The 22,664-nt window shown below is 44.4% G+C and carries 11 protein-coding genes; 9 read left to right on the top strand and 2 right to left on the bottom strand.

Annotation, left to right across the window (positions count from 1 at the left end):
• Positions 1-163 precede the first annotated feature (163 nt).
• A complete protein-coding gene (locus A8C56_RS17725; protein ID WP_067759024.1) occupies positions 164-1,744 on the top strand; it encodes an OmpA family protein in 1,581 nt (526 codons plus the stop codon).
• Positions 1,745-2,309: 565 nt separating this feature from the next.
• On the opposite strand, the gene A8C56_RS17715 is transcribed toward A8C56_RS17725, so the two are convergent.
• Both A8C56_RS17715 and gltB read right to left on the bottom strand, forming a co-directional pair.
• On the bottom strand, positions 2,310-3,815 hold the full coding sequence (locus tag A8C56_RS17715) for a glutamate synthase subunit beta (protein ID WP_067759019.1): 1,506 nt from the start codon (positions 3,813-3,815) through the stop codon (positions 2,310-2,312).
• 54 nt (positions 3,816-3,869) lie between these two features.
• A complete protein-coding gene (gene gltB / locus A8C56_RS17710) occupies positions 3,870-8,384 on the bottom strand; it encodes a glutamate synthase large subunit (RefSeq protein ID WP_067759016.1) in 4,515 nt (1,504 codons plus the stop codon).
• Between the two features lie 319 nt (positions 8,385-8,703).
• On the opposite strand from gltB, the gene A8C56_RS17705 reads away from it, so the two are divergent.
• The 8 genes from A8C56_RS17705 (at position 8,704) to A8C56_RS17670 (ending at position 22,614) form a co-directional block, all read left to right on the top strand.
• A complete protein-coding gene (locus tag A8C56_RS17705; protein WP_067759013.1) occupies positions 8,704-9,189 on the top strand; it encodes a hypothetical protein in 486 nt (161 codons plus the stop codon).
• A 132-nt stretch (positions 9,190-9,321) separates the two neighbouring features.
• Positions 9,322-12,060 (top strand): alpha-L-rhamnosidase, encoded by a 2,739-nt coding sequence (locus tag A8C56_RS17700; RefSeq protein ID WP_067759010.1) that lies wholly within the window; start codon positions 9,322-9,324, stop codon positions 12,058-12,060.
• A gap of 186 nt (positions 12,061-12,246) precedes the next feature.
• Entirely contained in the window at positions 12,247-12,855 is a 609-nt protein-coding gene (locus A8C56_RS17695) for an RNA polymerase sigma-70 factor (RefSeq protein ID WP_218917201.1), read from the top strand.
• A 56-nt stretch (positions 12,856-12,911) separates the two neighbouring features.
• Positions 12,912-13,901 (top strand): FecR family protein, encoded by a 990-nt coding sequence (locus tag A8C56_RS17690; RefSeq protein WP_067759006.1) that lies wholly within the window; start codon positions 12,912-12,914, stop codon positions 13,899-13,901.
• 57 nt (positions 13,902-13,958) lie between these two features.
• A complete protein-coding gene (locus tag A8C56_RS17685) occupies positions 13,959-16,610 on the top strand; it encodes an outer membrane beta-barrel protein (RefSeq protein ID WP_067759003.1) in 2,652 nt (883 codons plus the stop codon).
• A gap of 233 nt (positions 16,611-16,843) precedes the next feature.
• On the top strand, positions 16,844-17,380 hold the full coding sequence (locus tag A8C56_RS17680) for a gluconokinase (protein WP_245645566.1): 537 nt from the start codon (positions 16,844-16,846) through the stop codon (positions 17,378-17,380).
• A gap of 585 nt (positions 17,381-17,965) precedes the next feature.
• Positions 17,966-21,130 carry a SusC/RagA family TonB-linked outer membrane protein gene (locus A8C56_RS17675; protein ID WP_067759002.1) on the top strand — a complete coding sequence of 1,055 codons (3,165 nt, stop codon included), beginning with the start codon at positions 17,966-17,968 and terminating at the stop codon, positions 21,128-21,130.
• A gap of 17 nt (positions 21,131-21,147) precedes the next feature.
• Positions 21,148-22,614: a RagB/SusD family nutrient uptake outer membrane protein gene (locus A8C56_RS17670; RefSeq protein ID WP_067759000.1), complete on the top strand. Its 1,467-nt coding sequence runs from the start codon at positions 21,148-21,150 to the stop codon at positions 22,612-22,614.
• The last annotated feature ends 50 nt before the right edge of the window (positions 22,615-22,664 follow it).

Below are 22,664 nucleotides of genomic sequence, written 5' to 3'. Positions count from 1 at the left end.
TCAAGTAATTTTCCACATTTAAAATCTTCATTTTTAACTAAAAATGAATTTCCGGTGATCAAAAAATTATTATTTTTTTAGGTTAAAAATTTGTTTATTTAAGAAATGGCTTTAAATTTGCTATTCATTTTAGGAAATCGTTTTTAAATCTTAATCCTTAGTTATGACAAGCAAAAAGTACACTTTATTGGCAGGTATAGGCTGCCTGATTGCGTCCACAGGGTTTTCTCAGGTAAGCCCTTCGCACCCGTACACAGCGCCACACCCGCTGTACGGTACTTATTCTGTTACTGACTCTAACTATTATTCCGGCAAAAGACTGCAGCAGAATAATGATTTTATTGTTGGTACCAGCGATTATCCTGCTAAACCAAAAGACATGTGGGAAATCGGTATTAAAGGTGGATCTTTCACCGTAATAGGAGATGTTCCTGCAAACATTGCATCCTTCGGTTTTGGTGCCCATATCCGTAAATCTTTAGGACATGTGATGTCTTTAAGACTGGAATATGTTTATGGTATTGCTAAAGGTGAAGGCTGGAGAGCCGGCAATTTTGCTGGTAACGGTCCTGGTGGTAGCTGGGTTCCCAACTACAGAACAAAAGCACAGGATCTGTCTTTACAGGCGTTGTTTAACATTCACAACATCCGCTTTTATAAAAACCAAACATCCGTTACCCTTTATGGTATCGTAGGTGCTGGTGTAAACACCTGGAGGCCAGAGTATAATGCTACCGCTCAGCCGTCAAATGCGGGTTCCGGAAATTATAATGACCGGAAAGACATCCTGAAAAATTACAGGGATGCGATTGACGGAAATTATGGTTCTTTCAACCGTCAGCTTTCTGAGAATTACAACAAAATGTTCGCCGGATATGCAAAACCTTCTGTTACTGCAGGTTTAGGTATTGCTTTCAGGCTGAGCGACCGTGTAAATCTTGCTATAGAAGACCGCATCATTACTCCGTTTAGCGATTATCTGGACGGTGTATTACCTACTGCAGCTGGTAACCTTTCCAGAGACTTCTATAACTACGGAACTATCGGCCTGAACTTTAATCTGGGCAACAAATCCAGAAGAGTTGAGCCCCTGTACTGGTTAAACCCGCTGAACTACGCATATGGCGAACTGCGTCGTGTGCCCGAAATAGTTCTTCCGGATGCTGATGGTGATGGTGTAACTGACCAATTCGACCAGGAGCAAACTCCTGCCGGATGCCCGGTAGATACTCATGGTGTTAGCCGTGATACTGATGGTGACGGTGTTCCTGATTGTAAAGACAAAGAACTGGTTACTCCTACATATTGCCAGCCGGTTGATGCTGATGGCGTAGGTAAATGTCCTTGTCCAGAAGGTTGCGGAGTAAAACCTGCAGATGATTGTGCTACTTTATTAGGTGCATTACCAAGCGTAACTTTTGCTCCTAATTCTAACAAACTTTCTGATGACGCTGCTGCTTCTTTAGCTACTGTAGCTTCTAAATTAAGGGCTAATCCAAACTGTAAAGTAGTTGTAGTTGGATATTGCGCTGCTACTAAGAAACAGCAACAATTAAGCTGGGATCACGTAAATAAAGTGATCACTCACTTACAGGAAAAAGAAGGTATCAGCGGAGACAGATTTATCTTCTCTTCTGGTCAAGAAGGTGGAGACTGCAACACAGTAGATATCCGTGCTGCCGCTCCCGGAGAAGACGGACCCAACACAGTGGCTCCTCCGCATCCGAATCTTCGCAAAAAATAGTAACTTTTTGCTATAACAAATACAAACCCTTCCCGTTTGGGAGGGGTTTTTTATTTTCCGGACTGCTGTTTTTTACTACAGAGCACTAATAATGTAAGTTCAGTTATATTACTGCTATAGCTTAAACGGTCCCACTCATAACAGCTATTGTCAGCAGGGCCCGGCATAAATGGAACCCGGAATCTGTTTTGCTTGGTTGTACTTGTACTGCTTTTGTGTTTCAATAGTAGTATTAAAAATGTATCTGATTGGTTTTGAAAGAACAGTATCAGAATGGTGCTTTTGGATTGATAAAATATGATTGGGATCTGTCCTGATCTGCTGAACGGATAGGTTGACTGATACGAAGTGAAGTCCTGGATCAAGCCTCTTTGTTCTTCCGAATGTCCGGAACATTTTTTGCGGAAACTTCTGGCCTGATTAAAATGCCATTTCCGTATAAAACCAAAAACCAGGTATCTACTTCGTATAACAATAAAAGAAGTAATGATATCCGGACCCTTGGGGCAGGTCAATAAAAAAGACGGCAATAAAGCCGCCTTTTTTGTCAGGGATACTTTTTATTTTATTCAAAAGATAACAATACTGATTGTTCCTTGGTCTCAAGAACAGAGTGGCCCATCAGGAACTCATCCACTTTACGGGCACATTCGCGGCCTTCGCTGATGGCCCATACAACCAGGCTTTGCCCTCTGCGCATATCGCCTGCCGCAAAGATCTTGGGAATATTTGTTTTATATTCCTGATCGGAGGCCTTTATATTTCCCCGGTTATCCAGTTCTACATCCAGTTCCTGTAACAGGCCCTCGTGCTGCGGATGTAAAAAGCCCATAGCCAACAGGGCCAGTTCGCAGGGCATTTCCCTCTCTGATCCGGGTATTTCTGTGAATTGTGCAGGTTTTCCCGGTTCGGGCGTTTTCCATTCCAGGTCAACCACTACCAGCGACTTCAGATTGCCGTTCCCGTCACCTTTAAATTCTTTTGTAGCAATAGACCAGTGGCGATTGGCTCCTTCTTCATGGCTTGTAGTGGTCTTTAAGAGCATGGGATAGGAGGGCCAGGGCATTGCATCGGTTCTTTCTTTGGGAGGCATTGGCAGCAACTCAAATTGTGTTACGGAAGAGGCCTTGTGCCGGTTACTGGTGCCTACACAATCGCTTCCGGTATCACCACCGCCGATCACTACCACGTTTTTACCGGTAGCTACTACTTCTTCAGTAAGGATATTGCTTTCAATATCTTTATGAGCAAGGAAATCTTTGCCGTCCACTCTTTTATTATTCTGCTTAAGGAAGTCCATCGCAAAATGAATGCCTTTCAGTTGCCTTCCCGGGATTGGTAAGTCCCTGGGAACGGTACTGCCACCGCACAATACAATGGCATCATAATTTCTCAGCAGGTCATGAATGCTGATGTTTTTACCTACATTGGCGTGGCACCTGAACTCTACTCCTTCTTCTTCCATTACGGCAATACGGCGGTCAATAACCCATTTTTCCAGTTTAAAATCCGGAATACCGTAACGCAGGAGCCCTCCGGGCTTTTCATCGCGTTCAAAAACCGTTACCTGATGCCCGGCATAGTTCAGCTGAGCAGCAGCTGCAAGGCCTGAGGGGCCACTGCCTACTACAGCTACTTTTTTACCGGTTCTGATATTGGGGGCTTTTCTGGAAACGAACCCTTTTTCAAAAGCGATCTCAATAATATGTTTTTCAATCTCCTCAATGGCAACGGGAGGCTGATTAATGCCCAGCACGCAGGCAGATTCGCAGGGTGCAGGACAAATCCTGCCGGTAAATTCCGGAAAATTATTGGTGCCTGTTAAAATATCATATGCCTCTTTATATTCCTTACGATAAACGGCATCATTGAATTCGGGGATGACGTTCCCTAAAGGGCAGCCACTGTGGCAGAAAGGAACACCACAGTCCATGCATCTTGCCGCCTGGTTGTTTAACTGGTCCTCCGGGAAAAGCTCAACAAATTCTTTATAGTGCTGTATGCGTTCCTCTACTGGCTTCTTCCGGGGAGCTTGTCTTGTAAACTCTAAAAATCCTGTTGGTTTACCCATATTTTAATTGCTGATTTCTGTTTTTGTTTGCTGATTACTGCTTCTGTAAATTGTTTATGCCAACTGCTTTTGCTCTTCCTTTGCGAGTATGATCTTTTTGTATTCTGAAGGAAAGACCTTTACAAAGTTTTTTAGCTGATTATCAAAATCATCTAAAATGAATTTGGCAACCGGGCTCTTTGTGTATTCGTAATGTTTGGAGATGAATTCCTGGAGGAACAGGATATCATTGTTATCAACGGGATCCAGTTCTACCATTTCCTTATTGCAATTGCCGGCAAATTTCTGGCTGGCATCATAAACATAGGCAATGCCTCCGCTCATACCTGCAGCAAAATTTCTTCCTGTATCACCAAGGATAATAGCGCGGCCGCCTGTCATGTATTCACAGCCATGATCTCCCACGCCTTCCACAACTACTGTAGCCCCGGAATTACGAACCGCAAAACGCTCGCCTGCCTTTCCGCGTATAAAGCCCTGCCCGCTGGTAGCTCCGTAAAAGGCAACGTTACCAATAATGCTGTTCTCTTCTGCAACAAAGCCTGCATTATTGTCCGGGTAAACGATCAGTTTTGCACCGCTCAACCCTTTACCAAAATAGTCATTGGCATCACCTTCCAGCTCTAATGTAATCCCTTTATTACAAAAAGCTGCGAAGCTTTGTCCTGCTGTTCCTTTTAATTTAATGTGTACGGTATCTTCCGGTAATCCGGCTGAACGGTATTTTTTTGTGATCTCGTGAGAGAGAATAGTACCTGCGGCGCGGTCCGTATTTACAATATCAAAGGACGCTTTTACCACGGTTCCGTTTTCAATAGCCGGTTGGGCTGCTTCCAGGAATTTCCAGTCCAGCACCGATTTTAATCCATGATCCTGTTCTTCCGAGTGGTAAAGCCCAACGCCATCCTCTTCTTTTTCACGATAGAGGATCGGGGACAGATCCAGGTTTTTATATTTCCAGTGACTGATTCCTTCTCTGACTTTAAGGTCGTTCGTTTGACCGATCATTTCATTAACCGTTCTGTAACCCAGTTCCGCCATCAGTTCCCGCATATCTTCTGTTAAGAATCTGAAGAAGTTGACCACATGATCCGGGTTGCCGGTATATCTTTTTCTTAATTCAGGATCTTGGGTGGCTACTCCAACAGGGCAGGTATTTAAGTGGCATTTACGCATCATAATGCATCCTTCTACCACCAGGGCTGCGGTTGCAACGCCCCATTCTTCTGCGCCCAGCATGGCGGCAATGACAATATCCCGCCCGGTACGCATCTGACCATCTGTTTGTAATACCACACGGCTGCGCAGTTTGTTTTTTACAAGTGTTTGCTGTGCTTCGGCAACGCCTAATTCCCAGGGCAGGCCCGCATGGCGGATAGAGCTTACCGGAGAGGCGCCCGTTCCCCCGTCATGACCTGAGATCAGCACTACATCTGCTTTGGCTTTTGTTACACCTGCTGCAATAGTGCCTACGCCGGCTTTACTTACCAGTTTTACGTTGATACGCGCATGCCGGTTGGCATTTTTAAGATCGAATATTAGCTGTGCCAGATCCTCAATAGAATAAATATCGTGGTGCGGGGGAGGAGAAATGAGGCCCACACCCGGAGTAGCATGGCGGGTCTTGCCGATCCAGTCGTCTACCTTGTCGCCGGGGAGTTGTCCGCCTTCACCAGGTTTTGCACCCTGTGCCATTTTGATCTGCAGCTCATCTGCCTCGCTTAAATACAAACTGGTTACCCCAAAACGTGCGCTGGCAACCTGTTTAATAGCGCTGCGCATGCTATCGCCGTTTTCCAGCGGTGTATAGCGTGCTTCATCTTCCCCGCCTTCTCCTGTATTGCTTTTTCCGCCCAGGCGGTTCATAGCTATGGCTAATGTGGTATGCGCTTCCCAACTGATAGAGCCAAAACTCATGGCTCCTGTGGCAAAGCGTTTATAAATAGCTTCTGCAGGCTCTACTTCCTCAACAGGAATGGGCTTCCTGCTGCGTTTGAAATCCAGCAATCCCCGCAGTGTAATGGCTTTTTGGGTCTGGTCATTCACCAGTTTGGTATACTTCTTAAAGATGTTGTAATCGTTCATCTTTGTGGAATACTGTAGCAGGTGAATGGTTTGGGGGTTGAACAAATGGGTCTCTCCTTTACGTTTCCATTGATAAAAACCGCCTGTGGGCAGCTGGTCTACAGGAATCGGTTTCGGGCTGAAGCCAAAACTGTGCTTTGCCAGTGCCTCGCGTGCCAGCTCATCCAGCCCCATACCTTCTATACGTGAGGTAGTACCGGTAAAGTATTTGCTTACAACAGACTGATTGATACCGATGATCTCAAATATTTGCGCGCCCTGGTAGGACTGCAGCGTGGAAATCCCCATTTTTGAGAACACTTTGAGCAATCCGTCGCTAACCGCCTTGATGTAATTTTTGTAAAGATTGTCCAGTGAAATATCTGTTTTAATCTTTCCGGACTCTTTTAAATTATGTATGGTGGAGAAAGCCAGGTAAGGGTTAATGGCCGTGGCACCAAAGCCTAACAGGCATGCAAAATGGTGCACTTCCCAAACATCACCGGCTTCTACCACCAGCCCTACTTTGCCTCTTAGTCCTTTTCTGATCAGGTAATGATGCACAGCTGCAACAGCAAGCAGCGATGGAATGGGCGCGTGCTGGCTGTCGATAGCCCGGTCCTGCAATACCAACACTTCAAAACCGTCGTTTACGGCATCTTCAGCATAAGCACAAATGCGATCCAGTCCTTTTTCCAGGGAACCGGGTTTACCGTCGGCCCTGAAATAACATTGAAGTGTTTTTGCCTGGAAAGTACCTGTATCAATACTTCTTAATGTTTCCAGCTCAAAATTGTTAAGGATAGGCTGCTTCAGCGCTACCACATGGCAATCCATTTCATCTTCTATAAGCATGCTGCCGTTATTGCCCACAAAAGTAGCCAGGGACATGACCATTCGTTCCCTGATGGGGTCAATAGGAGGGTTGGTTACCTGGGCAAAAAGCTGTTTAAAATAGGAAGTGATGTGCTGTGGCTGGTCACTTAAAACGGCCAGCGGCGTATCAATTCCCATAGCACCGATAGGTTCCTTGCCATTGATGGCCATGGGAAGGATGATGTTTTCAACGTCTTCAGAGGTATAACCAAAAGCTTTCTGATAGCGGAAGATCTGGTCTTCACTCAGGTTGGTGAACATGACCCTTGGTTCCGGCAATTCATTTAACCGGATCTTGTATTTGTTCAGCCAGTCGGCATAAGGTTTCTGAGAGCAGATCTCTTTTTTCAGTTCCTCATCGCTGATGATGCGTCCCTGCTCCATATCTACCACAAACATTTTACCCGGTTGCAGGCGCCCTTTTTCAATAACAAGGCTTTGATCTACCGGCAACGCGCCCGTTTCAGAGGCCATAATAACCCGGCCATCGCTGGTAACGCAGTAGCGGGAGGGCCTTAAACCGTTCCTGTCGAGCGTAGCGCCAATGATTTTTCCATCTGTAAATGAAATGGAAGCAGGACCGTCCCAGGGCTCCATCAGGCAGGCATGAAACTCATAGAATGCTTTTTTGGCCGGATCCATCTCCTCATTGCCATCCCATGCCTCAGGGATCAGCATCATCATTACATGCGGCAGTGAACGGCCTGTAAGCGCCAGCAGCTCGATCATATTATCCAGGCAGGCAGAGTCACTTTGATTATTGCTTACAATAGGCACCAGCATATCCATTTCTTCCTTTGTAAATAAAGGAGATTCAAAACCCCGTTCACTGGAGCGCAACCAGTTCAGATTGCCCTGCAGCGTGTTGATCTCCCCGTTATGCGCAATAAAACGGAAGGGTTGCGCCAGGCGCCAGGAGGGAAAGGTGTTTGTGGCAAAACGGGAATGTACCAGCCCGAATGCGCTAACAGTTCTCTGATCAGTGAGATCTTTATAATAAGAACGCACCTGAAAACTGGTCAGCTGGCCTTTGTAAATCACGGTTCTGCAGGAAAGCGAATTAATATAAAAACCGATAGGATCCTTTTTAACTGTATTGGTGGTCATATGGGTGGCGTACTTACGCAATACAAAAAGCTTGCGTTCAAATTCTTCAGCCGTTTTAATTTTATCGGGCTTCTGAAGAAATACCTGTTCAATGTCCGGTTCTACTGCAAGAGCAGAAGAACCAATGCCGGCAGGATTTACCGGTACATTGCGCCAACGGATCACTTTCATTCCCATTTTTTGCGCAGCACGCGTAAAAATATCCCTGCATTCTTCGCGCTTTTTAATATCCCTTGGAAAGAAAATCATTCCCACTGCATACTCCTCAATCGCCGGCAGTGAAATGCCTAACTGAAGGCACTCATCATAAAAAAGCTCATGTGGTATCTGAATCATAATACCTGCCCCGTCACCAGTATTGGGCTCATAGCCGCAGGCCCCCCGGTGATCCATGTTTTCTAAAACAGTAAGTGCATCTGAAATGGTCTGATGATTCTTATTGCCTTTGATATTGGCAACAAAACCAATTCCACATGCATCACGTTCAAATGAAGGGTCGTATAATCCTTTTTTTTCTGTCATGTTTTTTAAACAAACGGTTTTAATAAAATAAAGTTTGGCTTTTCAATACAGAGTGGGCAATCGAGCCATGTAAATTAATAAAAAATTAATTAATTTAGACATGTTAGGTAATAAACCGGATAAATATAGAAATTATTTAAAAATATTCTTTTTTATATTAAAAATATCTAACTATTTCAGCCAACCTTTGAAGAGCGGTAGCCACGGTGATTTTGTACTGAAAGCCAGTCTTTTCTATAATAGCAGAACGATGGTTTATAAGATTTATTGGCTATTTTTATGCGTCATTTAGTGTTAACCGGAATAAATTCCCCTACCTATGCGTTTTTTTGATTTTTTTAACGGATCTGGTAATAAAAAAGCAGGCACGGAAAACACCGCCTGGCAAAATACCCCTCTTGAAAAAGAAATAGAGGAACAGGCCGGGTCGTTTTTGCAAAAATATGCCGCACGGTATGCGGGACTGGATTTTTCTGTACAAAGCCTGGAAGTGCTTGAAGCGCTGTTAGAGGACGCCAGCGGGTTTTACAATGAAATGAGTCCGGAGCAGCAACAGAAGATCATTGAAGGCGGAGGGGCTTACCTCTTTGAGGTGGCGCGGAAAAATGTTGGAGGCACGTACTACTGGTACCAGAAGCTCAGTCAGCCGATCCTTGTAACCGGTCAGCCTAAATTTGAAGCGTCCATACTGGCGTTCAGGCAGGTGCAGAACCGCCTGCAAAATGGAAAGGAGGATGGGATTCCTGTTTATTTTGAGAGCTACCTTGAAAATGTAAAACAGCATCGTTCTGCCATTATTATTTAGTATCCTTTGGCCAGTTATACAGTTGTACGTTTTCATTGCTGCTTATATGTGGTATAATGCAGAAAAAACGGGAAAGACAGTGCCACCGTTTTTTCTTATTTTCGGTATTCTCCAGACAATTAAAGAATAACGATGCGGTTGGTAGGCACCTTAATACTGGTTTTTAATATTTTTTTGCGCCCGGCAGCACAGGAAATAGCCGTTCAGCAACTCACCTGTGCATATGCTGAAACTCCCTTGGGAATTGATGTGCCGCATCCTGTGCTGGGCTGGGAGCTATGGTCAGCCGCAAAAAATAAAATGCAATCTGCTTATGAGCTTATAGTAAGCAATGAACCTGCTGCTATTGAAAAAGGGATCGGCAATGTATGGAAGACGGGCAAAATAAAATCCGGGAACAGCATTGGTGTTCCTTATAATGGCGCCTCGCTTCAGTCTTTTACAAGATATTACTGGAAGGTAAGAGTCTATGATGAAAAAGGGCGACCTTCTCCCTGGAGCGTTGCATCCTGGTTTGAAACGGCGCTGCTAACCCCGGCCGATTGGAAGGCGGAATGGATCACTGACGGAAAATCTTTACCTGTAAAGGATGCCGATTTTTATCAGCAGGATCCCATGCCTGTATTCAGGAAGAACATCTCTGTTACCAGGGATATAAAATCAGCGCGCTTATATATAGCAGGCGCCGGGTATTTTGAAGCCTACCTGAACGGAGAAAAGATCAGTAGTGATCTGCTGAGCCCCGCGTGGACCCGTTTTGATAAAAGGATCCTGTACAGGACTTACGACATCACCCAACAATTAAAAAAAGGGAATAATGTTGCCGGCATTCTTTTAGGTAACGGCTGGTACAACCCGCTGCCATTAAGGCTTTGGGGTAAATTAAATCTGCGCGATTACCTGCCGGTAGGAAGGCCGGTTGTAAAAGCACAGTACCGGATTGTTTATACAGATGGTACGGTTGATGAAATCAGTACAGATAGCAACTGGCGATGGAAGGAAGGCCCGGTTATGACCAACAGCGTTTACCTGGGCGAAAGTTTTGATGCCCGCCGGGATCTGACAGCCTGGTTAAAAACGCCCGCTGACAGCACTGGTTACCCGGCCGTGCCTGTGGCCGGCCCTGAAGGAAAGCTGGAAGCAGATCAGCAGCCGCCCATACGCATTGGCAGAATTATAAAACCCGTTGCAATATACAATACGGGGCACGGGAAATGGGTGGCAGATATGGGTGAGAATTTTGCAGGTGTGGCACGTATAAAAGTAAATGCATCAGGGGGAACGAAAATTTCACTGCGTTATGGAGAGGCGGTGTATAAAGACGGAAGTGTAAACGGCATGACGGCCGTAGCCGGGCAGATAAAACAGGGTAACGGCGGACCAGGTGCTCCGGAAGTAGCCTACCAGGAAGATCATTTTATTGCAAGCGGTAATGGTATAGAAACCTGGAACCCACGGTTCACTTTTCATGTGTTCCGTTATGTGGAAATTACCGGCTGGCCGGGTACACCAACTGCCGATGATATTGAAGGTTTGCAAATGAATGCAGCTATTGCTGATGCGGGTGCCTTCGAATGCTCAAATCCGCTGCTGAATAAAATTCAGGAAAATACGTTGCGTACATTTAAGAGCAACCTGTTCAGCGTACAATCCGATTGTGCGGGCCGTGAAAAATTTGGTTATGGAGGCGACTTGTTTTGTACCCTTGAATCATTCAGCTACAACTTCAATATGCATAATTTTTATCAGAAGTCATTGAAGGATTTTGAAGATAGCCAGCGCCCGCTGGGAGGCATTACGGAAACAGCGCCCTTTGTAGGCCTGGATGATAAAGGGCCCGGTGATCGTTCAGGCCCCCTGGGCTGGCAGATCGGTTTTCCCTACCTGATAAAGAAGCTGTACGATTTTTATGGCGACCGGCATATTCTTGAAACCTATTATCCTGCATTGACCCGGCAGATCCGGTTTTTACGCAGCCGGGCGAAAGAGAACCTGTATTACCAGGATATCAGTGACCATGAATCGCTGGATGAGAAACCCGAAGCGCTGACCGCTTCTTTATTTTATTTTCACCATGTGCAGTTGATGGCAACATTTGCACAACTGCTGGAAAAGAAAGAGGAGGCTGAGCAATATGGGACTCTTGCCGCACAGATCAAAGAAGCAATACTCAGAAAATTTTACAAAGGCAATGGGGTGTTTGACAATAACACTCCGGCAGCAGCGCTGTTTCCTTTATGGTATGGCATTGTTGAAGGGAAAGAAAAGCAGCTCGCTGAAAAACAGCTGGATTTAGCTTTGGCTAAGAGGGATAATCATATTACAACCGGCATCTTTGCTACAAAAATGTTATTTGATGTATTAAGAAGGGCTGATAAAAACGGGCAGGCATATACCATTGCCAGCCGGAAAGATTTCCCCGGCTGGGGGTATATGATCGCAAACGGGGCAACAACGCTTTGGGAAACCTGGAAATATTCTGATAATGTTTATTCGCAGAACCATCCGATGTTCGGATCGATAACGGAATGGTTTTACCGTTCCTTACTGGGTATTAACAGCACAGCGCCGGGTTTCAGCGCCTTTATAATAAAACCGCAACCGGTACATGACCTGGAAGCTGCAAAAGGTTTCTATAACACACTGTACGGGAAAATTGTCAGCAACTGGCAATGGAAAGACAGCCGGTTTACACTGAAAGTAACGGTGCCGGTAAATACGGTGGCAGCCATCTGGATTCCCTCAGATGGGGAACCTGTATTCATCGACGGTGTAAAGATAAAGGAGTCTTCCCTCAAAAAAGAGCAAGGCTACAGGGTCTATACAACCGGGTCGGGAACATATACCTTCCGGAGCACATTGAAGAAATAGGATGAGGCGGGACTGCATTGCAGGTGCAGCTATCCCGTCAGCGCGCCTGAAATCATTTCTACCACGAAAAACAATGGTGGATAGCTGCGCCACACTTTAAATAACGATCAGGAACTGCCAAGGGACAGCCGGGATAAAATAAAATATAAAAGCGGGTAAGTATATGCGCTATTTTTAGTGTCCTATATGCGCATGCAAACGCCATCTGTTCAATCTTTGTTCCAGGGGATTGCCCGGGAACAAAAGGAAGATTTCAATCAGCTGTTTTACAGGTATTATGACCGGCTGGTGGCTTTTGCTATGCAATATGTGCAGGCCCGGGAGCCCGCTGAAGAAATTGTATCAGCACTGTTTGTTTCCCTGTGGCAAAAACGGGAAAAACTTGATGCGATCCGCTCACCTGAAGTTTATCTATTCATTGCTGTAAAGAATGGCTGTCTCAATTACCTGCGCCGGTTGCCCGGGCGCTTTACCACGCTGCCCGATGATGCATTTCTGCACAACCGAGGGGTTGATATACACGGTCCCGAATATAAAGAGCTGGTAAAGGTTTTAAATATGGCTATCAGCAAATTACCGGAGCAGCGAAGAATCATTTTCAGGCTCATAAAGGAAGAAGGGCTAAAAGCAAAGGAGGTAGCGGAGATCCTTTCTGTTTCTGTCAGAACAGTAGAGAGCCAGCTTTATAAAGCGGTAAAATCCCTGGCAGCTGCTGTCAGCCATTACCTGGGATACGATCCGCAACAGAAAAAACAACAATCAGGTAAAGATGTCTTCTTTTTTTTATTTTTTTAATAGGAGTAAGTAATGCATCATTTTTTTGTGTCTTTTAAAACAGACAGAACATTATCATGAACAGGGATGCCTTTTTAGCCTTGCTGGTAAAGAAAATGACCGGGTGCCTTTCAGAGCAGGAAACGGTTCATCTGGGCACTGCTGTCAGCGAAAATTATGAATACCAGCAGATCGGGAAGGTCTTAGAAAAGATGCATTTCATGAATGAGGTGGAGATCGATAAAGAAAACCGGCTTGCAGTTATATGGAAACAGATTGAAAGCAATACAACCGTTCTGCCGGAGAAAAAAAATGTACGAAGCTTTCTGTTCTTAAAAGTTGCCGCCATACTGCTGTTGGCAGGCGGGCTGGCGCTTTTTTTCCGGTACAGGAATCATCCTATTAAAAAAGATAAAATGATTGTACTGAATACAACAAATGAAAAACGCTATACTACTTTGCCTGATGGTACCCAGGTAACACTGAATTATCATTCTTCGCTGGAATACAATAACGATTTCGGACACGAAAAACGCAAAATTATTTTGCAGGGTGAGGCTTTTTTTGATGTAACAAAGAACCCGGCTGTACCCTTGCAGGTATTTGCGGGGCCGCTGATGATTGAAGTAAAGGGCACTGCTTTTAATGTGAATGCCTACAGGAATAATGCTGATGTGGAAGTGGCTTTACTTCGCGGGATCGTAGAGGTTTCCCGCAGAGGGGGCCATACGGATAAGGTATTGCTGAAGCCCGATCAGCGGCTGCTGGCGCCCAATACAACCTCTGGTATTGTGCAGTTTAGTATTGATGCCGTTGATCAGAAGGTGATACAACAAATACACTGGAAAGAGGATTCTCTGGTGTTTAAAAAAGAAAAGCTACAGGATATTGCATTAAGGCTTGAGAAGAAATATAATGTAACGATTGAAATAGTAACGGCAGCTTTAAAAGAAAAACGCTTTAGCGGTATGTTTGTCAATGAAAGTTTATCAGAAGGCCTGGATGCCTTGAAACTGGCATACCCGTTTAGTTATAAGATCGAAGATAAGAAAGTAACGATCCGGTAGAAGGGCGCTGTAATGTAACAATTTTTAATGGCAGGCGTATAAAGAATAATAAACGGGATGAAGTTTTTCAGGAGCAGTGTTTTCATTTTGCTGATGGTTTTTTCAGTAGCTGTGGCAAATGCCCAAAGTAAAAAGATCTCTGTTAGCGCAGCCGATCAGCCGCTTAAGGCTGTTTTAGAACAGGTGCAAATGCAAAGCGGCTATACTATTATTTATAGTGATGAAGTGATTGGCGATTCTATGAAAGCTACGGTGAATGCCCGTCATCAGCCTGTTTCAATTATTCTGAACACCATTCTTCCCCAAAACGGACTGTTGTACAGGTATCGTTCAAAAGGAATGATCATCGTAGGAAGTGCTGCGCCAGGCAACCATGCCGCAGGCCCGGTTCCGGTAAAAGACCTGGAAGGGATAGTGGTTGATGCAGACCAACACCCTATACCCTATGCATCGGTTTCTTTAATAAACCGGGATAGCACCCTGGCGGGTACAGCTGGTGAGCGGGATGGACGGTTCCGTATCACCTATGCGTTTGAAGATCAGAAAAAGTACAGTATACAGGTCTCTTCCGTAGGCTATCGTACGGGTATGTTTACTGTTGCATTTTCGGATACGGTACACCTGAAGCCATTTGTTCTTGAGAAAGAGAAAAGCACCCTGAATACAGTAACGGTGGTTGCTTCAAAACCGTTAATGGAAAGAAAGGCGGACCGGTATATTGTTAATGTAGAAGGGACACCATTGGGTGATGGTAACAATGCACTGGAAGTATTGCAAAAGTCACCGGGAATATGGGTAGACGCCAATGGTACCATTAAAATAAGCGGCAGCGGATCAGTAACCATTATGATCAATGATGTCATACAGCGCATGTCCGGGCAGGATCTGGCAGAATACCTCAGAACCATTCGCTCAGAGAACATAAAAAAGATGGAGGTCATACCCAATCCGCCATCTGAATATGAAGCCTCCGGCACTGGTGGTATTGTTCATATTATCCTGAAAAAAGCCAGGGACGAAGGATTCACCGGGCAGGCTTCAGCGATCTTCAGACAGCAAAAAGGAAAACCCTATATAGCCTCCGGCATTTCAGCGCAGTATAAGATAAAGAAGCTCTATTTTTTTGGCAATGGTTCTTTCTCAAAAGAGCAGCAGATCTATTATGCCCGAACAGTGAACCGTTATGAGGATAACAGCTCTTATGACGGTATTACTGATCGCATTAATAATAACCGGCAAAACAATTTGCAGGGTGGAATGGTGTATGATATTTCTGAAAAACAATCCCTGAGCTTTCAGGGGAGCACAACAGGGATACGGCTATTGCGGAATTTTAAAACGGGCATTACTTTAAAAGACAGTGCCGGCGGCATTGTAACCGGTAATTCTGTTACCGGCTGGAGCCGTATACCCCGCCTTACAACAGGTACGCTGAATTATAATTATAAACTGGATACCCTGGGCTCTGTATTTAAAATACTGGCAGACTATGTAAAAGGTGAGAAAGCAGAAGATATGAACATCGCATCCGTTTATACAGACCCGCTCAAAGACACCCTTTACAGGAACAGCTACCCCAGCAGCACCGAGATCTACAGCGGGCAAATGGATTACCAGAAATACCTGACTGTACACACCAAATTACAGGCCGGTGTAAAATATGTGGCTGCAAGAAGAGACAATACCACTGCTATGGAGCAGATGGTTGATGATAGCTGGGTCCTGAACAAAGCGGCCAGCAACCGGTTCATTTATAATGAAAACCTTTTGATGGGTTATACGGCCATGGAAAGCTCGGTAAAGCAAACCAGTATTAAGATAGGGTTAAGAGCAGAAGAAACCTATATGAAAGGCAATAACGTTACGCTGGGCCAGCAATTTTCCAGGAAATACCTGAACCTGTTCCCTTCCGCATTTTTGCTGCAAAACCTGAACAAAAACCCAGTTCCGGCCTCACTTTCTTTTAGTTACAGCCGCAGGATCCGCCGGCCGCAATTTGGAGACCTGAATCCCTTCCGCCTGCGTATCGGTGATTATACTGTTGTGGTCGGCAACCCCGATCTGTTGCCGGAATATTCCAATAACTTTAAACTAAACTACAGTTTCTGGAAAGGGTATTCGGTAAACCTGCAATACCAGCGTACCAATAATATCATTGCAGAGTTTGCCAACCCTCAGAAGGATGGTGTGATTGAATACCAGACACGAAACTTTACATACCTGACTTCTTATGGAGCGTATATATATGCGCCTGTTAAGCTTACAAAATGGTGGGCCGTAAATGCCCATGCCGGGCTATATCATGCGGCATATGTCATTAATGATTTTGAAATAGCACAGACATCCTCTTATTTCAACACGTATCATACGATCACGTTGAAAAATAATTTTGACCTTACGCTTTTTACAATGTACAGCTCCCCTCATGTTGAAGGAAATACAAAAAGTGCTTCCCTGTTTTTTGCAGATATATCGGCCGGTAAGAAGTTCTTTGATAATAAATTGCGATTAAGATTAACCGTTACGGATGTGTTGAATACGTTCAGGGAAAAATCGCTGACCACTTATAATGGTGTTCAGATTGATTTTTATCAAAAGCGCCCGACCCGATCTGCGGGTATTTCTGTAAGTTACCTCTTGCATGCCGGCAAAAAGATCAGAGATAAAAAAGTAGAGCAGAGCGCGGAAGAAGAGAAGAACCGTATCTGATCCTTATGACCCGTCAATTGTGAAGAGCGCTGAGCTGCTTATAATAGACGGGGCCTGCTACTGCTGCATGTTTTACCGGTAATGGATAGAAGAAGTGCATGTCCCTGATTTTTGGACGCTGCTGCCGGTGAAAACAAGGGGCTTCTTCCAGGCGGGCAATTCCTCTTTATTATAAGAAACAGTATGAATTTTTAAGCCTTCCATTGTGTACTTTTGAACCGAAAAATTTTTATGTGTCTGTAGATCCCATAAGAAACAGAAAGGCCGCAACCATTATTGTAATGGGGGTATCCGGCAGTGGTAAAACCACTATTGGTCAGTTAATAGCCCGGGAAAAAGGTTATGTATTTATAGACGGTGACGAACTGCATCCACCGGAAAATATTGCAAAAATGCAGGCCGCTATTCCTTTAACAGACGAGGATCGGTGGGCCTGGCTGAAACGCATTAATGCAAATGCCATGGCATTAAATGAAAAAGGGGTAACAGTAGTAGTTGCCTGCTCCGCGTTGAAAAAAGTGTACCGGGATTTGTTAAGAAACGGTATTCAAAAGATCCTGTTCATCTGCGTGAAGGGGTCTTTTGACCGGATTCATCAGCTCATCGGATCAAGAAACGGGCATTTTATGCCTGTTGACCTTTTAAAAAGCCAGTTTGAAACACTGGAAGTGCCTGACGCAAACGAAACAGATTGCGTTATTGTTGCAATAACATCGCTTCCGCAGGAAATGCAGGAAATAAATGAGCAGCTTCAGGTCAGGGATCTATAGCTGTTTTGAATGAATTGCATGCAGGTATATTCCTGATGACCTGCAATCCGGTAACCATGACCCATTACCTTTCCAAAACAGGCGTGTTTCCCAAAGAACTAACTGCTTAGCTGAACAGGGTTGCCATTGCACAGCTGATCAGGAAACCAAGGCCGCATCCAATAATGATAAAGACCACTGAAAGAACAATTTCTTCAGTATCAGACTTCATTGGTTCCAGGCCTGACGGAGAGGATTTAATTCCGGTAAATAGGGGCATGGTGCTCTAAAGTTTAATAAAAGCGCAAAGTTAACCCCTGTGGTAATAAGTAGATGGGACCTCTTTATATACTTTATTTTGTAATATATTTCTGCCCAAAAAACATATACATGTGGTCAAAAGTATTTCAATTGTCAGATACTGTTTTACCCTGAATCAGTCAGTGAAAAAAAATAATAAATTAAATAATTGTTATTTTTTCTTTTTTAAAAGGATTGTTCTACTTTTAAAATATCTGTAAAGAGCTATTAAACCGATAAACCGAACAGTAATTGCGTTACTGAATTCTTTACAATAGCTGATTTGTATTTGTTAAATAAAAAAATATGAAATCATTACTATTTGTTATCATCTGCATAGCTGCATTGTATCAGCAGGTGCAGGCACAACGTTCCCTTTCGGGAAAAGTTACGGAAGCCGGAGTGGGAACGCCTGTTCAGGGAGCTACTGTACAGGTTAAGGGAACAAATACCATAACAGTAACCGATGAAAACGGTGCTTTTGAATTGAAAAATGTTCCGGAAAAGGCAGTGCTGGTTTTTAGCTCGGTAAACTATCTCCGGCAGGAATACCCGGTGGGGAATGAAGCGATGATTGCTGTTTCTCTGGAACCTGATAATACTTCGCTGGACGAAGTAATGGTCATTGCCTATGGTACAGCAAAAAAAGGGACTTATACAGGTTCCGTCAGTACTTTATCTGCTAATGATATAAAAGACCCTCCTAATACAACTTTTGAAAATGCCCTGAATGGTAAAGTGGCAGGATTACAGTTTTCTCAAACCTCCGGGCAGGCAGGATCTGCTTCTGATATCAGGATCCGTGGGATCGGCTCCATGAATGCCTCCAAAGATCCGTTGTACGTAATTGACGGAGTGCCGGTCATATCGGGTAACAGCGGCCAGATGTCGGATTATAACTATACTACGAATAATATTATGAACTCGCTTAATCCGGATGACATTGAATCGATATCGGTGTTAAAGGATGCTGCTGCTTCATCATTGTACGGATCGCGGGCTGCAAACGGGGTTATCATTGTAACTACCAAAAAAGGAAAGCTTGGCAAGCCCGTTATATCGCTGAAAACGTCCTTAGGCTTTTCTCCTTCCTGGGCTACGGACAATTATGAGCCCGCCAGTGTTCAGGACCAGGTAAATATGCTGTATTCAGTTTTTTACGATTATAGTATAGCCGGTGGCGCATCTGCAGCTGATGCAAGTGCCAGTGCTATAAACCGGCTGAATGGGAAATTCAATATGCATGGTTATTATTTCGAAGCACCGGGTACGGGCCGGTATGAGAATATAGCCATAAAGGGGATGACGGATGGCATTGAAAACCGCGATGGCAAATATTTTGACTGGAACAAAGTGCTTTTCAGAACAGGGCTTTTTACAACGAATGATATTTCTGTTAGTGGCGGAAACGATAATACAACCTATTACTCCTCACTGTCCTATACAAAAGACAAGAACAGGGTTGCCGTTAATGAACTGGAACGCGTGGCGGGCAGGGTAAACCTGACACAGAAAATAGGAAAGATTATCGAATTTTCCAGTAACGTGAATGTTGCAAAATATGATAAAACGGGCTTTAATGACTCCCGGAACCTTGGATTGAACTACTTCCTGGAATCACGGAATTTATTATGGCCTTTATACTGGCCCACAGATTATAAAACAGGAGCTCCCTTTACTGACCGGTATGGAAGTTATGCATATAATGATGAATATTATAATACATTATGGAATGGAGGCAGCCGTACCTTATCCTTATCGGCCATTGAAGGGTTAACGGTTAAGATATTGCCTACATTAAATGTAAAGTCCATTTTTTCGTACAACAATTCCAGTGTTAAAGACCATTTGTATTACAGTCCTCTGCATTTTAACGGGCAGGCTTCTGATGGATCGGTTGATGATATGAGCACGACTTATACCAAAATGGTTTCCTCCACCACAGTAAACTATAATGAGCAGTTTGGTAAAAATGACATTGGCTTTTTAGCAGGTTTTGAAGGAGAGAAAAACGTGACGGATTTTTTGCGCGCGTCCGGCACCAACCTGGCAACGAGCTCGCTTCAGACACCTGCTACAGCGGGCAAAACGGTCTCAAACGGGTACAGCTGGGGCAATAACCTGATGTCTGTATTGTCAAGACTGGAATACAATTATGATCAACGCTATTATCTTTCCGGATCTTTCAGAAGAGATGGAACCTCCCGTGTAGCTCCTGATACAAGATGGGCTAATTTCTGGTCAGTAGCCGGTTCCTGGCGGATCGATAAGGAAAAATTCTTTAATTCCGGCGGTGTGGTCAGCAATTTGCGCGTGAGGGCTTCTTATGGTACCAATGGTACCATGCCTTCTAATGATTTTGGCTGGCGCTCATTGATCTATTATAATACAGATTCAAGATATAACGAGCAACCGGGCGGTCTTATTTCCTCCTTTGGCAATGACTCCCTTACCTGGGAAAAGAGCAAGGCTGCTAATATTGCGCTTGAGTTTGGCCTGTTTAACCAGCGGCTTACCGGAACCATTGAATACTTTAATAAAAATACAGACGACCTGATCCAGTCTGTACCAATATCTACTGTTACAGGTATTTCTTCTATTTTAAGCAATATCGGCAGGATTAACAACAGGGGCCTGGAATTTGAATTAGCCGGTGATCTTATCCGTAAGCCGGGCCTGCGCTGGTCGGCCTCAGTTAACGGCTCCGTATTAAAATCAACGGTTAAAGAACTATACGGCGGGCAGCCCATCATCTGGGATGACCCTACGGGAGACGATGCACGTGCGCAGTTTATTTACCAGGAAGGGGCATCTATGTTATCCTTTTATGGCTATGAGTGGGCAGGCGTGGATCCAAGCACCGGGAGTAATGTATACTATGTGAATGACCCTGATAATCCAAAAGGTGATTTTGAGTTTAAGGGCAGGGGCGCTACCTATGATTATGCAAAAGCGCAGATGGTTATTTTGGGCACGGGCATCCCCAAATTATATGGCGGCTTTAATACAGACGCTGAATACAAAGGGTTTACACTGGCGCTTGGGTTTATTTATAAAATAGGCGGAAAACTGTATGACGGCGCCTTTAAAGATGTGGCAGACGATGGTTATTACTGGGAGCGGATAAGATCCCAATATTATTTTGAAAATTTATGGACGGATGCGAACCATAACGGAACACAACCCCAGATCCGCGGTACGGATCTTACGGATGCTATGCAATACAGTTCGCGCCAGTTATATGACGCCTCTTTTCTCCGGTTAAAAAATATTACCCTGGGATACAATATTCCGGGCAGGTTTTTAAATAAGCTCAGCCTTAAATCCGGTCGCCTATTCTTTAACGGGTCCAACCTGTTGACAATGGCGAAATATAAAATAGCCGACCCGGAAGTAACGCAATATTCGACCCGCGGCTGGGAATTGCCGATCACCAAGACCTATACTTTCGGGCTGGAAGTAAGTTTATAAGCTAAAAATTAATAATCATGAAAATAAGATTACATCATATATTTTATTTCGTATTTGGTTTATTGATTACCTCCTGCGGCAAGGATTTTTTGAATGTGGAACCAACGAATGCAAGTAATGCCGGTGATGCCATTAAAGCACCACAGGATGCTCAGGTTATCATAAACGGGATCATGCGTGCCATGACAAGTTCGGACTATTACGGCCGGAATTTTATTATGTACGGTGATGCCAAGGGAGGCGATCTTACCATCTATTCGGCAGGAAGAGGCCTGGATGCGCTTTATACGTTTAACCATTCTATAACCACAAACAGCTATAGTGGGTATTGGTCACAAATTTATTTTTGCCTTTTACAGGTCAATAATCTTATTGAGAATATAGAAAAATTAAAGACAGCCGGCACTGCAGAAGGCTTTGATGAATATGAAGGAGAGGCGCTCACCTTAAGAGCGTTAATGTATTTTGACCTGGTACGGCTGTACGGAAAGCCCTATAATTTTGATAAAACAGCGTGGGGCGTTCCAAATATTACGAGTGTTTTAAAGCCATTTGATAAACCGTTACGGAATACGGTAGAGGAAAATTATAGGCAGATAATGGCTGATCTTATCAAAGCAGCACCGCTGTTATCAAAAGAAGTGAATAACAGTTATATCAATTACTACGGGAACCTTGCACTCCAGGCCAGGGTGAACTTATATATGAACAATCCGGCTGCTGCCTTATCAGCAGCGGAAGAAATTATTAACAGCGGCAAATATACCCTTTATACCCCCGGAAACTGGGCCACCTCATGGACTTCCCAGTTTGGAAGTGAATCCATATTTGAACTGGTGATGCTTACCGGAGAAGCCGACCTGGGTTCATCAAGCCTGGGTTATTATTTAAGAAGAAAAGGCGATGGTGGAGGTGCTGCTGCCGGATGGTTTGGAGCAAGCGATGGTTTCTTAAACCGGTTAAAGCAGGATACCAGTGACGTCAGGTGGTCGGTAATGGCCGCGGATGAATTATCAACAACAGCTAAGCCCCGCCTGGGCTCCTGCTATAAATACAGCGGAAATACCAGTCATGTTGGGGATAAAGGTTCACAAAGCGCAGTCAACATCAAAGTGATCCGTTTATCGGAAGTTTATCTAATTGCTGCAGAGGCTGCTCTGGCAACTGACAAAGAAAAAGCAGCGGGTTACCTGAATGCCATAAGAAAGCGTTCGCCGAATTTAGCACCGGCCACTGCTGCAACAGTTACTATGGATATGATCCTGGATGAAAGAAGCAAGGAGCTTTTTTGTGAAGGGCACCGCTTTTTTGATATGATACGGTTAAATAAACAGATCACTTTTAATGATGAGTTTGTAGGCACCATAACCACGCGGCCTAAAACGATCGACCGGAGCTATTATAAAATCATTCTTCCCATTTCCCAGGATGAAATTAACAGGAATCGGGGGTTAGAGGCACAGCAAAATCCCGGATACAACTGATCTTTCGGTATTCGCCATGATCTCCAAGCCACAGGCACACAGCCTGTGGC

The organism is Niabella ginsenosidivorans (assembly GCF_001654455.1).
Taxonomy (GTDB): Bacteria; Bacteroidota; Bacteroidia; order Chitinophagales; family Chitinophagaceae; genus Niabella; species Niabella ginsenosidivorans.
The sequence above is the reverse complement of the archived record's forward strand: the minus strand, read 5'-3'. Positions and strand labels throughout refer to the sequence as shown.

What these genes read in the sequence shown, in the direction of transcription:
- A8C56_RS17725 (WP_067759024.1), top strand. Translation starts at nt 164, where the DNA reads ATGACAAGCAAAAAGTACACTTTATTGGCAGGTATAGGCTGCCTGATT.
- A8C56_RS17715 (WP_067759019.1), bottom strand. Translation starts at nt 3,815, where the DNA reads ATGGGTAAACCAACAGGATTTTTAGAGTTTACAAGACAAGCTCCCCGG.
- gltB (WP_067759016.1), bottom strand. Translation starts at nt 8,384, where the DNA reads ATGACAGAAAAAAAAGGATTATACGACCCTTCATTTGAACGTGATGCA.
- A8C56_RS17705 (WP_067759013.1), top strand. Translation starts at nt 8,704, where the DNA reads ATGCGTTTTTTTGATTTTTTTAACGGATCTGGTAATAAAAAAGCAGGC.
- A8C56_RS17700 (WP_067759010.1), top strand. Translation starts at nt 9,322, where the DNA reads ATGCGGTTGGTAGGCACCTTAATACTGGTTTTTAATATTTTTTTGCGC.
- A8C56_RS17695 (WP_218917201.1), top strand. Translation starts at nt 12,247, where the DNA reads ATGCGCATGCAAACGCCATCTGTTCAATCTTTGTTCCAGGGGATTGCC.
- A8C56_RS17690 (WP_067759006.1), top strand. Translation starts at nt 12,912, where the DNA reads ATGAACAGGGATGCCTTTTTAGCCTTGCTGGTAAAGAAAATGACCGGG.
- A8C56_RS17685 (WP_067759003.1), top strand. Translation starts at nt 13,959, where the DNA reads ATGAAGTTTTTCAGGAGCAGTGTTTTCATTTTGCTGATGGTTTTTTCA.
- A8C56_RS17675 (WP_067759002.1), top strand. Translation starts at nt 17,966, where the DNA reads ATGAAATCATTACTATTTGTTATCATCTGCATAGCTGCATTGTATCAG.
- A8C56_RS17670 (WP_067759000.1), top strand. Translation starts at nt 21,148, where the DNA reads ATGAAAATAAGATTACATCATATATTTTATTTCGTATTTGGTTTATTG.